We start from the raw sequence: 14,278 nt of genomic DNA, 5'->3' as shown, positions 1-14,278 counted from the left end.
GAGTTCAGCGTCGGCGCGCCGTCTTGCTGCCCACCTTGCGTGCCGCCGACTTGGCCGCACGCACCGGATGCGCGCCAACCTTCTGACCGGTGCCACTGCCCTTGCGGGCCTTGGTGGCTGCCTTGACCGCACGGTCAGCTTCCTTCACCGCGGCCAGCTCGGCCACTGCGCTCTTGCCGACACCCGACTTGTCACGCTTGGCACGTGCCAGCAGGGCGTTGTCTTCGCCTTCGTGGACCATGCGGAAGTCGATCTTGCGGCCGTCCAGGTCGACACGGCTGACTTGCACGCGCACCCGCGAGCCGATGGCGTAGCGCACACCTGAGCGTTCGCCGCGCAACTCCTGACGCGCCTCGTCGAAACGGTAGTACTCGCCGCCGAGTTCGGTGATGTGGATCAGCCCTTCGACGTACAGGCTGTCGAGCGTCACGAACAGGCCGAAGCTTGTCACCGCGCTCACCGTGCCGCCGAACTCCTCGCCGAGGTGCTCGCGCATGTAGCGGCATTTGAGCCAGGCTTCGACGTCGCGCGATGCTTCGTCGGCGCGGCGTTCGTTGGCACTGCAATGCGCACCCACGCCTTCCCACTGCTCCTCTTCCGCCAGCGAGTTCTTGCGCGACTTGCCGGCGGCCTCGACGTGGCCGCTCAGCAGGCTGTAGCGCTTGCCCTGCAGCAGCGCCTTGATCACGCGATGCACCAGCAGATCGGGGTAGCGGCGGATCGGGCTCGTGAAGTGCGTGTAGGCCTCGTAGGCCAGGCCGAAGTGCCCGCTGTTGATGCCGGTGTAGATCGCCTGCTGCATTGAACGCAGCAGCATGGTGTGGATCTGCTGGGCGTCGGGGCGGTCCTTCGTCGCCGCGGCGATCGCCTGGAACTCGCCAGGCTTCGGATCGTCACCGACATTCATGCCGAGGCCGAGCTGCCTGAGGTAGTTCTGCAGCAGCGTCTTCTTCTCCGGCGTCGGGCCTTCGTGCACACGGTACAGCGACGAATGCTTGGCCGATGCGATGAAGTCGGCTGAGCACACGTTGGCGGCCAGCATCGCCTCCTCGATCAGCTTGTGGGCCTCGGTGCGTGTGCGCGGCACGATCTTTTCGATGCGACCGTTGTCGTCACAGATGATCTGCGTCTCGGTCGTTTCGAAATCGACCGCTCCACGTTTGGCGCGCGCCTTCAGCAAGGCGCGATACACCTCATGCAGATGCAGCAGATGCGGCACCAGGTCCTTGCGACGCGCCGCTTCGGGGCCACGGGTGTTCGACAGGATGGCCGCGACTTCGTTGTAGGTGAAGCGCGCATGCGAGCAGATCACCGCCGGGAAGAACTGGTACGCGTGGATCTCGCCTTCCTTCGTGATGAGCATGTCGCACACCATCGACAGCCGGTCTTCGTTCGGGTTCAGCGAACACAGGCCGTTGGAGAGCTTCTCGGGCAGCATCGGGATCACCCGGCGCGGGAAGTACACCGATGTGGCGCGCTCATACGCGTCGTCGTCCAGTGGCTCGCCGGGCTTCACGTAGTGGCTCACGTCGGCAATCGCGACCACGAGCCGCCAGCCGTCGAAGGCGGTCTTGCCACGGCCGTGCTTCGCCGGCTCGCAGTACACGGCATCATCGAAGTCGCGCGCATCTTCGCCATCGATGGTGACGAGCGGCACGTCGGTGAGGTCGATGCGATCGCGTTTGTCGGCGGGTCGGACCTTCTCCGGCAGACCGGCGGTCTGCGCCAGCGTCTCGGGAGAGAAACGATGCGGCACTTCGTACTTGCGCACCGCGATCTCGATCTCCATGCCGGGGTCGTCGATCTCGCCCAGCACTTCGGTCACCCGCCCCATCGGTTGCGAATACAACGAAGGAGGCTCGGTCAACTCGATGGCAACCACCTGCCCTGCGGTCGCATTGGCGATCGCGTTCTTCGGGACCATGATGTCCTGGCCGTAGCGCTTGTCTTCGGGCGCGACGAGCCAGATGCCGCTCTCGTGAAGTAGGCGGCCGATGATCGGCGTCTTGCGGCGCTCGAGGATCTCGAGCACCCGCCCCTCCGGGCGGCCCTTGCGGTCATAGCGCACCACGCGTGCCTTCACACGGTCGCGATGCAGCACTGCGCGCATTTCCTGCGGCGACAGATAGAGGTCGGGCTGGTTGTCATCGCGCACGACAAAGCCGTGACCATCGCGATGCCCTTGCACCGTTCCCTCGACTTCACTCATCAGCTCAGCGCCGATGGCGGAGGTGTTTGAAAATTTTGATTGTTTGATGATATAGTCCAAGACTTCCTGAAATGCCCAGGTGGCGGAATTGGTAGACGCACTAGTTTCAGGTACTAGCGGGTAACTCCGTGGAGGTTCGAGTCCTCTCCTGGGCACCAAGTGGTTAGAAAAATAACGCGTGAACGAACAACACGTAAAGCGAAGAGGCCTGCATGATGCAGGCCTTTTTGTTTGCGCGCATCGTTTGTTGATGCAGCGAATGGGGCCATCGTTGCCGACTCGCTGCACCTGGCTCGCACGTGACCGATCAGATTGCGAACTTGCGCGCCAGACCTCCCGGGCGCAACTCGTCGTACTCTTCGAACGGCTGATGGATCCACGGGCTCGTGGGCAGCAGTTCAACGTAGTAGTCGGGCGTGTAGCTCGACACGCCCTTGGTCCAGATCACCGCCGAGCGCAGCTCGGTGATGGCCGGCATGCTGCGCAGCCGTTCGACCACAGCCTTTAGCGTCACGCCCGAATCGGCCAGGTCATCGACCAACAGCACACGCCCCGCAAGCTCGCCCTTGGGCAGCGTGATGTATTTCGCCATGTCAAGCCGGCCCTGGATGGTGCCGGCCTCCGCCCGGTAGGAACTCGTCGACATGATGCCCAGCGGCTTGTCGAACACCCGCGAGAGCACGTCCCCCGGCCGCATGCCGCCTCGCGCGAGGCATAGGATCTGATCGAACTCCCACCCCGACGCATGCACCTTGAGCGCCAGCCGCTCAATCAGCAGGTGGTACTCGTCCCAGGAGACGTAGAGGTGTTTGCCGTCTTCGGTCAACATGCGGAAAGCTCCTTGGGGACATCAAGCCTGATAGGGGTGGCGCAGCAGGATGGTGTGGTCGCGATCGGGACCGGTAGACACCATGTCGATCGGCGCACCGATGAACTCCTGCACACGCTCGAGATAGCGGCGCGCATTCAGCGGCAGCTGGTCCCACTGCGTGATGCCGGCGGTCTTTTCGGTCCAGCCCGGGAAGGTGTCGTAGATGGGCACGCAGGCGTCGATCTCATCGGCGTCAAGCGGCAGGATGTCGAGGCGCTTGCCGTGGAGGTCATAGCCCACGCAGACCTTGATCTCCGGCAAGCCGTCGAGCACATCGAGTTTGGTGATGCACAGGCCCGAGATGCCGTTGATGATGATCGAACGCTTGAGCAGTGCGGCGTCCAGCCAGCCGCAGCGGCGCGGGCGACCGGTGACGGTGCCGCGCTCCTGGCCGACGGTCGAAAGGTGGTAGCCAACGGTCCCCGGAGTGTCCCACTCCAACTCGGTCGGGAACGGGCCGCTGCCGACACGCGTGGTGTAGGCCTTGGTGATGCCTAGCACGTAGTGAAGCATGTCCGGGCCGAGGCCCGAACCGGCCGCCGCATTGCCTGCCACGCAGTTGCTCGACGTCACGTACGGGTAGGTGCCGTGGTCGATGTCGAGCAGCGTGCCTTGCGCACCTTCGAAGAGGATGTTGTCGCCCTTCTGGCTGGCGGTGTAGAGCGCGTAGCCCACGTCGGCCAGCATGGGCTTCAACGCCTCGGCGACTTTCATCGCGTGATCGAAGATCGGCTGGAACTCCAGGGGCTTCGACTTGAGGTAGCCGCCAAGCGCGAAGTTGTGCAGTTCCAGTAGCTCGCGAAGCTTCTTCGCAAAACGCTCGGGATGCTTGAGGTCTTGCACGCGCATGGCACGACGTGCAACCTTGTCTTCGTAAGCCGGACCGATGCCCTTGCCGGTGGTGCCGATCTTTCCTGCGCCACTGGTCTCGCGCAGCGCTTCACGAGCCTTGTCGACTTCGACATGAAACGGGAGGATCAACGGGCACGATTCGCTGATGTAGAGGCGCGAGCGCACGTCAAGGCCAATGGCCTCCAGGCGCTCGATCTCGCTCAGCAGATGGCTCGGGTCGACCACCACCCCGTTGCCGATGAAGCATTTCACACCGTCACGCATGATCCCCGAGGGGATCAGCTGCAGCGCGGTCTTCACACCCTTGATGACCAACGTGTGGCCGGCGTTGTGGCCGCCCTGGAAACGCACCACCGCCTGCGCGTGGTCGGTCAGCCAGTCGACGACCTTGCCCTTACCTTCGTCACCCCATTGGGTGCCCACGACGACCACGTTGCGGCCGCTGCGCTTCTGTTGCATTGCTCGAATCCGGTTTGCTTGAAGAATGAATGTGCCGCAGCGTCAGAGCGCGCGCACGAGCCATTGGCCCTGGACGAGGGCAAGTTCACGGTCGCAGGCGAATTCTTCGCCTTCGTGTTCGTGCCCGGGCAGGATGCACACGACCGACTCGCCCTGCTCGCGCAAGGCCCGCACGGCGGCCCGCAGCTCCGGCTGCTCGCCCCACGGCGCACGGATGGCCGGCCGCATGCTGCGCACAGGCGCGACGGTCACCAATTGCTTCAGGTCCATGCTGAAGCCCGCTGCCGGACGGGTACGGCCGAACACCGCACCCACCTCGTCGTAACGGCCACCACGCACCAACGCGTCGCTGGTACCGGCCGCGAAGATCGCAAAACGCGCGCCGCTGTAGTACGCATAGCCACTGTGATCGGCCAGATCAAACCCGATCCGCACGTCGGGGTAGGCTTGCCGCAGGTGCTGGAGCAGCCACCCCAGGTCGTCGAGCGCCGCGTGGATCAGCGGGTGCGCAGGCAATTCCTTGCGGGCGGCCTGCAACACCTCCTGGCCACCGTAGAGCCTCAGCAGAGCGCTCAACCCTTGGCGCGCCACGGTCGGAAGCGATGCAGATGCCATGTCCATCGCCGCCTGGTCTTTCGCGGCAAGCGCCGCGTAGATCTGGCCGAGCGCCAACGCGTCGAGTGACAGCCCGGACAACACGCCACGCACGATGCGGGCATCGCCCATGTCGAGCGTCAGCTGACTGATGCCGGCACGTTGCAAGGCATCGAGCGCGAGTTCCTGCACTTCCAGGTCGGCTTCCAGGCCGGCGTGGCCATAGATTTCGGCACCGAACTGCAGGGGTTCACGGGTGCCGTGCAGGCCATCGGGCCGCGTATGCAACACGGGCCCGCAGTAGCACAGGCGTGTCACGCCCCGGCGGTTCAGCAGGTGGGCATCGATGCGGGCGACTTGGGACGTGGTATCGGCACGCACGCCGAGAGTGCGGCCGCTCAATTGGTCGACCAGCTTGAAAGTCTTGAGGTCCAGCTCACGCCCAGCGCCGGACAACAGCGAATCCAGGTGCTCGAGCAGCGGCGGCATCACGAGTTCGAACCCATAGCCCCGAGCACCGTCGAGCAGGTCGCGACGGAGTTCTTCGATGCGCCTGGCCTGCGCGGGCAGGACGTCAGCAATGTGCTCGGGCAGCAGCCAAGCAGACGACATGGGAAATGACCGGGGATTAAAAAAGAGATTGTACCGGCCGGCCGCGTCAGAGAGGCGTTTTCGGGCCGGCGGGTCTCACGGCCACAGCAGCAGCAAGGCGATCAGGCCCACGAGCATGCTGGACAGGCCAAGAAAGCGGATCTGGCCATCGGACAGCTGCAACGCGCGTTGAAAGACCTGCCGCCAGGCGCCGGGGCTCAAGAACGGCAACAGCCCCTCGACCACCAGCATCAGCGCCAGAGCGCTCAGCAGCAGATCCGACATCCCGAGCCGGGCCTACTCGCCCTTCTTCCTGGCGGCGGACGATCCGCCCATCTCCCCTCGCATTGCCCGGAAGAATTCGCTCGACGGGTCGACGACCATCACATCCGAACGGTTCTGGAAACTCGCCCGGTACGCCTCGAGACTGCGATAGAACTTGGCGAACTGCGGATCGCGGCCGAACGCTTCGGCGTAGATCGCCGACGCCTTGGCATCGCCGTCGCCCTTGATCGTTTGGGCGTCGCGATAGGCCTCGGCCAGGATCACTTCTCGCTGGCGCTCGGCGTCGGCGCGAATCTTTTCGGCTTCGGCGAAGCCGGTCGAGCGCAGCTGGTTTGCCACGCGCTTGCGCTCCGATTCCATGCGCCCGTAGACGGAGCCGGTGATGTTGGCGGAAAAATCGACGCGCTTGATGCGCACGTCGATGATCTCGATGCCGAAGCTCTTGGCTTCGTCGGCAAGGCGGGTGCGCACACCCTGCATCACGTTGTCGCGATCCGTCGAAAGCATGGCCTGCACGGTGCGCTTGGTCACCTCTTCGTTGAAGGCGCCCTGCACGATGGGGCTCAGGCGCGCCTCCACGTTGCGCATGTCGGTGCCGCTGTTGCGGATGAATTGGCGCGGGTCGGTCACGCGCCACTTCACGAGCCAGTCGATCACCAGGCTCTTCTTCTCGGCTGTGAAGATGGGACGGGTCTCGGGGCTGTCGAGCGTCTGCACACGGCGGTCGAGGAAGACGACATTCTGCAGCGGCGGCGGCTGCTTGAACTTGAGGCCGGGCTCGGTGATGACTTCCTTGATTTCACCGAGGGCGTAGACGACTGCGAATTGCTTCTGGTCCACGATGAAGAGCGTGGAGTACACGAGCATCAGCAGCACGATGAAGCCGATGGCGAAGGTTCCGATTCGATTCATGGTCTTTTGCTTCCTGCCCTGTTGTCAACGCGCGTCGCGGTCGCGGCTGCGCTGGCCATCGCGCAAGCGAACGTCCGACGCGCCGCCCGGTACCGTGGCCGCGCTCGTTTCGGCGGCCGGGGCTGTTGCCGGTTGAGCCGGAGTCGGAGCGGTCGAGTGCTGGATCAGCTTGTCCAGCGGCAGGTACAGCAGATTGGAGTTGTTGCGGCTGTCGACCATCACCTTGCTCACACCGGAGTAGATGTCGCGCATGGTGTCGATGTAGATGCGGTCGCGCGTGACGGACGGCGCCTTCTGGTACTCGGCCAGGACGCGGCTGAAGCGCTGGGCATCGCCCTCGGCGCGCGCCACCACGCGAGCCTTGTAGGCCTCGGCTTCTTCGTGCAGGCGGGCTGCGCTGCCGCGCGCCTTGGGGATCACGTCGTTCGCATACGCCTGGCCTTCGTTCTTGGCCTTTTCACGATCGGCACCGGCGCGGAAGGCGTCGTCGAACGCGGCCTGCACCTGCTCCGGCGCTTGCACGCTGCCGACGTTCACGTTCACGATCAGGATGCCGGTGTTCAGCCGATCGAGTTGCGCCTGCACCAGCGCCATCAGCTGCGACGAGATCTCGTCACGCTGCTCGTACAGCACCGAGTCCATGTTGCTCTTGCCCACGATCTCGCGCACGGCGGACTCGGCCGCCTGGATCACGGCATCGTCGGGCTTGGCGTTCTCGAAGAGGTAGGCGCGGGCGTCTTTCAGCCGGTACTGCACGGTGAAGCGGATGTCGACGATGTTCTCGTCTTTCGTCAGCATCGACGACTCGCGCAGCCCCGTGGCTTGCACCACCGCGCTGCGGCCGACCTCGACCGAGCGCAGCTGCGTCACGGCGACAACCTCGTTTGCCTGGAACGGGTACGGGAAACGCCAATTGAAGCCGGCGTCCACCGTGTGGCTGTACTTGCCGAAGGACGTGACCACGGCCTGCTGGCCTTCCTGCACGATGAAGAACCCGCTCGCCGCCCACACCAGCACGATCAGGCCGGCCACCAGGCTGATGCCGATGCCGGTTCCACGCATGTCGGGTTGGAAACTCGGCCCGCCGTTGCCGGACCCGTTGGCGCGCTGCTTGCCGCCGAAGAGGTTGCTCAGCTTGCGATTGAAGTCGCGCCAGAGTTCGTCCAGGTCAGGCGGCCCATCGCCCCGGCCGCCGTTGTTGAGCACCAGTTCGGGCCGGCGGCCGAACCGCCCGCGCACCGTGTGCAACGCGCCCGTCAACAGGGCACGCGCGGCTGCGGCCACGTCGCGCAGGCGCACGGGCCGGTCGCTGGGGAAGGAAGAATTAGCGCTCATGGTCATGACAGGTTCAGAGTTGTCGTCTGTACGCTCTGGGGTCGTCTTCGGTCTCGATTTCAAGCCGAGGTTCCGATGCTGCGGAATCTGGCGCCACCGCGTCGAAGTTCAAGCTCGCGCCCTGGCTGGCTGTCACCGCTGCGGCAATCAATCGCCGCAGCTCTGGCAGCCCGGTGCCGTTCAATGCACTCACGAACACACGCTGGACGCGCACACCGCCGTCACATTCGAGCACATCGCTCGAAACGTGGGGCCGCTGCGACTCGGGGAGATTATCGAGTTTGTTGTAGACGAGGATCTGCGGAATGGCGTCGGCGCCGATTTCGTGCAACACACGCTGGACTTCGGCCATCTGCTCGTCAAGCACGGGGCTGGCGGCGTCGACCACATGCAGCAGCAGGTCGGCATCGGCCGCCTCCTGCAGCGTGGCCTCGAACGCCTCGACCAGCTTGTGCGGCAGGTCGCGGATGAAGCCCACCGTGTCGGAAAGCGACGCCGTCGTGTCGATCTCTTCGAGGTAGAGCTGGCGGGTGGTCGTGTCGAGTGTGGCGAAAAGCTGGTCGGCCGCGTAGGCTCGCGCCTTCACAAGGGCATTGAAGAGCGTCGACTTGCCGGCGTTGGTGTAGCCGACAAGCGAAATGCGGAACGTGCCGCTGCGCTCGCGCGAACGCCGCTGCGTGCCGCGCTGGCGCTTGACCTTCACCAGGCGCTCTTTCACCGACTTGATGCGCTCGGCGATCATGCGGCGGTCGAGTTCGATCTGGGCTTCGCCCGGGCCCCCGCGTGTGCCGATGCCGCCGCGCTGGCGCTCCAGGTGGCTCCAGCGCCGCACGAGACGGGTCGACAGGTACTGCAGACGTGCCAGCTCGACCTGCAACTTGCCCTCGTGGCTTTGCGCGCGGGCGCCGAAGATCTCGAGGATGAGCATGGTGCGGTCGGCGACAGCCACACCGAGGTGGCGCTCGAGGTTGCGCTGCTGGGCCGGCGACAAGGCCTGGTCGAACAGCACCGCCTCGGCCTTGTGGCCCTCCACGAGCGCCTTGATCTCGTCAGCCTTGCCCGAGCCCACGAAAAGCGCCGGGTCCGGCGCCTTGCGCTTGGCGATGACCCGTGCGACCGGCAGATCACCCGCTGATTCGGCCAGCAATGCCAGTTCGTCGAGGGTCTCGTCGAAATGCGCGCGACCACCAAGGTCCACGCCCACCAGGATGGCCCGAGGAGAATCGCCCGCCGCCGAAGCGGCGGTGGGTGCCGCTGCAGTCAAGGTGAGGTCCGCCTGAGCGGGCGCAGCCCGGGGTTCAGGTCTGCTCCGGGGCCTCGGCGGCGTGGAAATTCACCGCGCGGCCCGGCACGACGGTCGAGATCGCGTGCTTGTAGACCATCTGCGTCACGGTATTGCGCAACAGCACCACGTACTGGTCGAAGGACTCGATGTGGCCCTGCAGTTTGATGCCGTTCACAAGGTAGATCGACACCGGAACGTGCTCCTTGCGAAGCAGGTTCAGAAATGGGTCTTGTAGAAGCTGCCCTTTATTGCTCACGATATGCTCCGTGATATGTAGTGGATGAGGCTGTCACGTTAACACAGCCCTGTGCGGCAGCACCGCTTTAAAGACAATGAGCCTAGTCTTTGTCGGCGTAGGGATTCTTCCCCGAGCGCATCTCGATGCGCAGCGGCGTGCCCACCAGCTTGAAGTGCTCGCGGAAGCGCATCTCAAGATAGCGCTTGTAGACGTCGGTCACATGCTCCAGCGAATTGCCGTGGATCACGATCACCGGTGGGCTCATCCCACCTTGGTGCGCGTAACGCAGCTTCGGGCGGAATGTACCCGAACGCTTGGGCGTCTGGAATTCCACCGCCTCGTGCAGCAATCGGGTCAGCACCGGCGTGCTCATCTTGCGCGTGGCCGATGCGTGGGCATCGGCGATGGCCTGCCACAGCGGCCCCATGCCCTGCCGCTTGAGCGCTGAAATGCGCAAAACCGGTGCGAACTTCAGAAACGCAAGCCGCTGGGCGATCGAGCGCTCCAGCACCTCACGCTGGTAGTCGTCGATGGCGTCCCACTTGTTGACCGCCAACACCACGGCGCGCCCGCTTTCGAGGATGTAGCCGGCGATGTGGGCGTCCTGCTCGCTCACCCCCTGGGTGGCGTCGAGCAGCAGCAGCACCACGTCGGCACTGGCGATGGCCTGCAGCGTCTTGACCACCGAGAACTTCTCGATCGCCTCGAACACCTTGCCCTTGCGGCGCAGGCCGGCGGTGTCGATCAGCTCGAACTTCTGTCCGTGCCGCTCGAAGGGCACGCGGATCGCATCACGCGTCGTGCCGGGCATGTCGAACGCAACCAGCCGCTCTTCGCCGAGCCAGGTGTTGATGAGGGTGGACTTGCCCACGTTGGGGCGGCCGGCGACGGCCAACCGTATCGGCGCCTGCTCGCCGGCGCCCTCGTCGTCGGGCTCCTCGTCGAACGGGAAGTCCGCCAGCACGGCATCGAGCAAGCTGCGGATGCCCTGCCCGTGCGCCGACGAGATGGGGTGCGGCGCGCCCATGCCCAGCTCGTACAACTCACCGAGCAACGGCGAGTCGCTCATGCCTTCAGCCTTGTTGGCCGCAAGAAAGACCTTCTTGTTGGCCGTGCGCAGGTAGCGCGCGATGTCGTGGTCCTGCGCCGACACGCCCGCCCGAAGGTCGACGACGAAGATCACCGCATCCGCCTCGGCCACGGCCTGGCGGGTCTGCTTGGCCATCTCCTTGACGATGCCGGTGGAGCTGTCGGGCTCGAAACCGCCGGTGTCGACCACGATGTACTCGCGATCGGCCAGGCGGCCGTCGCCGTAGTGCCGGTCGCGCGTCAAACCGGAGAAGTCGGCCACGATCGCATCGCGGCTCTTCGTCATGCGGTTGAACAGAGTGGACTTGCCGACGTTCGGGCGGCCCACCACCGCGATCACTGGTTTCATGGCGTCAGGACGCTGTGCGCTCGTTCACTGGGGCCGGAAGGCATACAGCCCACCGTCGCTCGTGACCACCAGCAAGGTGAGGCCAGACGCCACCGGCACGCTCTTGATGGCGCTGCCATCGGTGGGCAGGCGCAGCACGGCTTCGCCTGTGTCGCGCGCAAACCAGTGGACCATGCCCTTCACGTCGCCGACGACCGCTGCCTTGCCGATCACGAGGGGCGCACTCAGACTGCGGTAGAGCAGGCTTTCGACGGTCCACGCGGGCGTGCCATCGCTGATCTTCCAGGCGCTGACGCGATCGGTCGCGTCGACCCCGATCACCATCTGGTCGTCGGCGCCCACGCCCGTGATGCCACCGGCATTGCGCGTCCAGATCGTGCTGCCGCGCTCGGCGTTGACGCACGCGACCGCGGCCTGGTACGAGCGCGCGCAGAGGGTGTCGCGCACCCGTGCGGCCGGGCCCACCACGTCGGCCAGGCGCTCGACTTCGTTGGTGCCGCGCGGCGACGCCAACGTCGCCTCCCAGCGCATGCTGCCGACCAAGGGGTCAAGCCCGGCGAGCTTGGCACCCTGCCCGACCACCAGCGTGTCCTTGAACGGCATCAGCACACTGGGGCTGGCGAGGTTGAGCGCGTCGCTCGGGCGCTGGTAGGTCCAGAGCTTGCGGCCATCGAGCGCGTCGAAGGCATGCACCGAACGATCGACCGCCACCACGAACACCCGCTCGCCCGCCACCAGCGGCGCGGTGACCACGCGCGAGGGCAAGGCCTTGCGCCAGGCGACCTTGCCGGCCTGCAGGGTGACGAGCTGGTTGTTGCGCGTCACGACACTCGTAAAACGCCCGTCGCTGCCCACACCGGCGCTCAGCTTGTCACCCACCTCGGCGCGCCAGATTTCCTTGCCGGTCTCGGCCTGGAGAGCGAGGACGAGTCCACTGTCATCGGCCACGGTGAAGACGCCGCCGTTCACGGACACGGCGAGCGGAAAGCTGATCTTGCCGATGTCTTCGTTCCAGACCTGCCGGCCGGTGACCTTGGGCTCCAGCGGTTGCAGCGGCGTCGGGTCGGGTCGACCGGAGCCGGCACAGCCCACCAGCGCCAGAAGCATCACCCAGGCGCCAAATCGGCGCGCCGCCATCGTCATTTGCCGGCCCCCGACGCGGTGGTGGCCTTCGCCGTCTCGGCCGGAGCCGCGCCGAGCGCGGCGAGCTTGGCTTCGACGATGCGACGGTATTCCACCGTCTCTTCGAGCGTCTTCCAGGCCTGCAGGTACGCCGCCTTGGCGTCGTCCTTCTTTCCTTGAGCGAGCAACACATCGCCACGGCGATCGGCGACGAGCCCGGCGAATTCCTTGCCCGTTGCACCATCGAGCTGCTTCAGGGCTTCGTCGTACTTCTTCTCGTCGAGCAACAGGCCCGCCAGACGCAGGCGCGCCACCGTGCGGTATTCGTCTTCGCTCGCGTTCTCGGCCGCCCAGGCGAGCGTGCTGCGCGCCGCTTCGCCCTGGCCCTTCTCATGCTGCAGCTTGGCGGTGACCAGCGCGCTCTGCTGCGCATAGCCGGTGCGGCCGAAGCGCTCTTTCATGTCGCCGAAGACACGCACGGTCTTGTCGACGTCACCGGCCTGCGCGGCCTTCTCCAGTTCCTCGAAGAGCACGCCGGCTTTGACCGCCTGCTCGCGCTTCCAGTTGTTCCAGCCCATCCAGGCGGCGTACCCGCCCAGAGCCAGGACCAGCACCCAGGTGATGAGGTTGCCGTACTGCTTCCAGAAGGCTTTCAGCTGGTCGAGCTGCTCTTGTTCTTCGAGGTCGAGATGCGTGGCCATGAGGGAATGCGTTTCTGCAAAAAGAGTCGGGGATTATGCGGCCAGCAGTTCGGCCGCCCAGGTGGCCGCGTCCGCGAGGCGCAGGCTGCGCTGCGGCACGGCCGCATCGCGCAAGGATTTGAGCGACACCTCGCCGCGTGCCACTTCGTCGTCCCCGAAGATGAGGGCAAATCGGGCGCCGCTGGCGTCGGCGCGTTTGAACTGGCTCTTCATGCTGCCGCCACCGGCGTGCATCAGCACCGAAACGCCGGCCTGCCGCAGCGCCTCGATCGTGACCATCGCCTGCGCCACCGTCGCCTCGCTCGGAATCACGGCATAGGCGAGCGGCGCGCTGCTGGGCACCGGCACGGCCAGTTCCTGCAGCAGCAGCAACAGGCGCTCGATGCCGAGGCCGAAGCCCACCGCCGGCGCCGGCTTGCCACCCAGCTGTTCGATCAGCCCGTCGTAGCGACCGCCACCGCACACGGTGCCTTGCGAGCCGAGATGGTCGGTGACCCACTCGAAGACGGTGAGGTTGTAATAGTCCATGCCTCGTACCAGGCGGGAGTTGACGCGGTAGTCGAGCCCGGCCGCATCGAGCACCTTGCGCACGGCGTTGAAGTGCGCGAGCGAGGCTTCCCCCAGGAAGTCCATCAGCTTGGGCGCGGATTCGACCACCGCCTGCATCGCCGGGTTCTTGGTGTCGAGGATGCGCAGCGGATTGCTGTGCAGACGGCGCTTGGCGTCTTCGTCGAGCGTGTCGACGTGCTGCTCGAAGTGGCGGATCAGCGCCTCGCGGTGGGCGCGGCGCTCTTCGGGCTGGCCGAGGCTGTTGATCTCCAGTCGCACGTGCTCCCCGACCACCAGCCCCAGCTCGCGCCAGAGGCTGCGCACCATCAGGATCATCTCGGCATCGACGTCGGGGCCGGCAAAGCCGAGCGCCTCGACGTCGAGCTGGTTGAACTGCCGGTAGCGCCCCTTCTGCGGCCGCTCGTGGCGGAACATCGGCCCCATCGTCCAGATGCGCAGCGGCCCGTTGTAGAGCGCGTTGTGCTCGACCATCGCACGCACGATGCCGGCCGTGGCTTCGGGGCGAAGCGTGAGCTTGTCGCCATTCATCGAATCGGTGAAGGAGTACATCTCCTTCTCGACGATGTCGGTCACCTCACCGAGGCCACGCACGAACAGCGCGGTGGGTTCGACGATCGGGGTCAGCAGGTACTGGTAGCCATAGTTCGACAGCACACGGCGTACGGTGGTCTCGAACCAGGCCCAGATGGCCGAATCGGGCAGCTTCTCGGTGCGCCGCACCGAGGGCGGCAGGATGTCGTTCATGCCCTTCACGGCCTGCAAGGCGGCGTTCTTTTTGTCAGCCATCTCTAACGGAAGATGAGGAAAGGTGGGCCG

Annotated in this window: 13 protein-coding genes and 1 tRNA gene; 1 reads left to right on the top strand and 13 read right to left on the bottom strand. The window is 65.4% G+C overall.

All coding sequences use genetic code 11. From position 1 onward, the window contains the following. Window positions 1-4: 4 nt before the first annotated feature. Window positions 5-2,257: a ribonuclease R gene (gene rnr / locus LRS03_RS03495; RefSeq protein WP_374685087.1), complete on the bottom strand. Its 2,253-nt coding sequence runs from the start codon at window positions 2,255-2,257 to the stop codon at window positions 5-7. A 25-nt stretch (window positions 2,258-2,282) separates the two neighbouring features. On the opposite strand from rnr, the gene LRS03_RS03490 reads away from it, so the two are divergent. Next, window positions 2,283-2,367 (top strand) — tRNA-Leu (locus tag LRS03_RS03490). A 149-nt stretch (window positions 2,368-2,516) separates the two neighbouring features. Here LRS03_RS03490 and LRS03_RS03485 read toward each other — a convergent pair. From LRS03_RS03485 to hisS, 12 genes are all read right to left on the bottom strand, one after another. Further along, complete coding sequence (locus LRS03_RS03485) at window positions 2,517-3,038, bottom strand: phosphoribosyltransferase (RefSeq protein WP_257823886.1); 522 nt, start codon at window positions 3,036-3,038, stop codon at window positions 2,517-2,519. Between the two features lie 21 nt (window positions 3,039-3,059). Further along, window positions 3,060-4,391: an adenylosuccinate synthase gene (locus LRS03_RS03480; RefSeq protein ID WP_257823885.1), complete on the bottom strand. Its 1,332-nt coding sequence runs from the start codon at window positions 4,389-4,391 to the stop codon at window positions 3,060-3,062. A gap of 42 nt (window positions 4,392-4,433) precedes the next feature. After that, window positions 4,434-5,597 carry an ATP phosphoribosyltransferase regulatory subunit gene (locus LRS03_RS03475; protein WP_257823884.1) on the bottom strand — a complete coding sequence of 388 codons (1,164 nt, stop codon included), beginning with the start codon at window positions 5,595-5,597 and terminating at the stop codon, window positions 4,434-4,436. 75 nt (window positions 5,598-5,672) lie between these two features. Further along, window positions 5,673-5,861, bottom strand: a complete 189-nt coding sequence (locus tag LRS03_RS03470) for a DUF2065 domain-containing protein (RefSeq protein WP_257823883.1) — start codon at window positions 5,859-5,861, stop codon at window positions 5,673-5,675. 12 nt (window positions 5,862-5,873) lie between these two features. Further along, window positions 5,874-6,773, bottom strand: a complete 900-nt coding sequence (gene hflC, locus LRS03_RS03465) for a protease modulator HflC (RefSeq protein ID WP_257823882.1) — start codon at window positions 6,771-6,773, stop codon at window positions 5,874-5,876. Between the two features lie 24 nt (window positions 6,774-6,797). After that, complete coding sequence (gene hflK, locus LRS03_RS03460; protein WP_257823881.1) at window positions 6,798-8,108, bottom strand: FtsH protease activity modulator HflK; 1,311 nt, start codon at window positions 8,106-8,108, stop codon at window positions 6,798-6,800. Between the two features lie 13 nt (window positions 8,109-8,121). Next, window positions 8,122-9,372 (bottom strand): GTPase HflX, encoded by a 1,251-nt coding sequence (gene hflX, locus LRS03_RS03455; protein WP_257823880.1) that lies wholly within the window; start codon window positions 9,370-9,372, stop codon window positions 8,122-8,124. A 34-nt stretch (window positions 9,373-9,406) separates the two neighbouring features. After that, entirely contained in the window at window positions 9,407-9,649 is a 243-nt protein-coding gene (gene hfq / locus LRS03_RS03450) for an RNA chaperone Hfq (protein WP_047502530.1), read from the bottom strand. Between the two features lie 82 nt (window positions 9,650-9,731). Then, the gene (gene der / locus LRS03_RS03445; protein ID WP_257823879.1) at window positions 9,732-11,069 is read right to left on the bottom strand and encodes a ribosome biogenesis GTPase Der; all 1,338 of its coding nucleotides are present in this window, start codon (window positions 11,067-11,069) and stop codon (window positions 9,732-9,734) included. A gap of 24 nt (window positions 11,070-11,093) precedes the next feature. Beyond that, window positions 11,094-12,176: an outer membrane protein assembly factor BamB gene (bamB, locus tag LRS03_RS03440; protein ID WP_257823878.1), complete on the bottom strand. Its 1,083-nt coding sequence runs from the start codon at window positions 12,174-12,176 to the stop codon at window positions 11,094-11,096. A 32-nt stretch (window positions 12,177-12,208) separates the two neighbouring features. Beyond that, the gene (locus LRS03_RS03435) at window positions 12,209-12,892 is read right to left on the bottom strand and encodes a YfgM family protein (protein ID WP_257823877.1); all 684 of its coding nucleotides are present in this window, start codon (window positions 12,890-12,892) and stop codon (window positions 12,209-12,211) included. A 33-nt stretch (window positions 12,893-12,925) separates the two neighbouring features. Beyond that, entirely contained in the window at window positions 12,926-14,248 is a 1,323-nt protein-coding gene (gene hisS, locus LRS03_RS03430) for a histidine--tRNA ligase (protein ID WP_257823876.1), read from the bottom strand. Between the last annotated feature and the right edge of the window lie 30 nt (window positions 14,249-14,278).

This window comes from Rhizobacter sp. J219 (assembly GCF_024700055.1).
Classification (GTDB): domain Bacteria; phylum Pseudomonadota; class Gammaproteobacteria; order Burkholderiales; family Burkholderiaceae_C; genus Rhizobacter.
This window is presented reverse-complemented; position numbering and strand designations above follow the sequence as displayed.

Bases quoted from the DNA above. Each gene is read 5' to 3' on its own strand.
- hflK (WP_257823881.1), bottom strand. From the start codon at position 8,108: ATGAGCGCTAATTCTTCCTTCCCCAGCGACCGGCCCGTGCGCCTGCGC.
- der (WP_257823879.1), bottom strand. From the start codon at position 11,069: ATGAAACCAGTGATCGCGGTGGTGGGCCGCCCGAACGTCGGCAAGTCC.
- LRS03_RS03485 (WP_257823886.1), bottom strand. From the start codon at position 3,038: ATGTTGACCGAAGACGGCAAACACCTCTACGTCTCCTGGGACGAGTAC.
- bamB (WP_257823878.1), bottom strand. From the start codon at position 12,176: ATGCTTCTGGCGCTGGTGGGCTGTGCCGGCTCCGGTCGACCCGACCCG.
- hisS (WP_257823876.1), bottom strand. From the start codon at position 14,248: ATGGCTGACAAAAAGAACGCCGCCTTGCAGGCCGTGAAGGGCATGAAC.
- LRS03_RS03475 (WP_257823884.1), bottom strand. From the start codon at position 5,597: ATGTCGTCTGCTTGGCTGCTGCCCGAGCACATTGCTGACGTCCTGCCC.
- hflC (WP_257823882.1), bottom strand. From the start codon at position 6,773: ATGAATCGAATCGGAACCTTCGCCATCGGCTTCATCGTGCTGCTGATG.
- LRS03_RS03435 (WP_257823877.1), bottom strand. From the start codon at position 12,892: ATGGCCACGCATCTCGACCTCGAAGAACAAGAGCAGCTCGACCAGCTG.
- LRS03_RS03470 (WP_257823883.1), bottom strand. From the start codon at position 5,861: ATGTCGGATCTGCTGCTGAGCGCTCTGGCGCTGATGCTGGTGGTCGAG.
- LRS03_RS03480 (WP_257823885.1), bottom strand. From the start codon at position 4,391: ATGCAACAGAAGCGCAGCGGCCGCAACGTGGTCGTCGTGGGCACCCAA.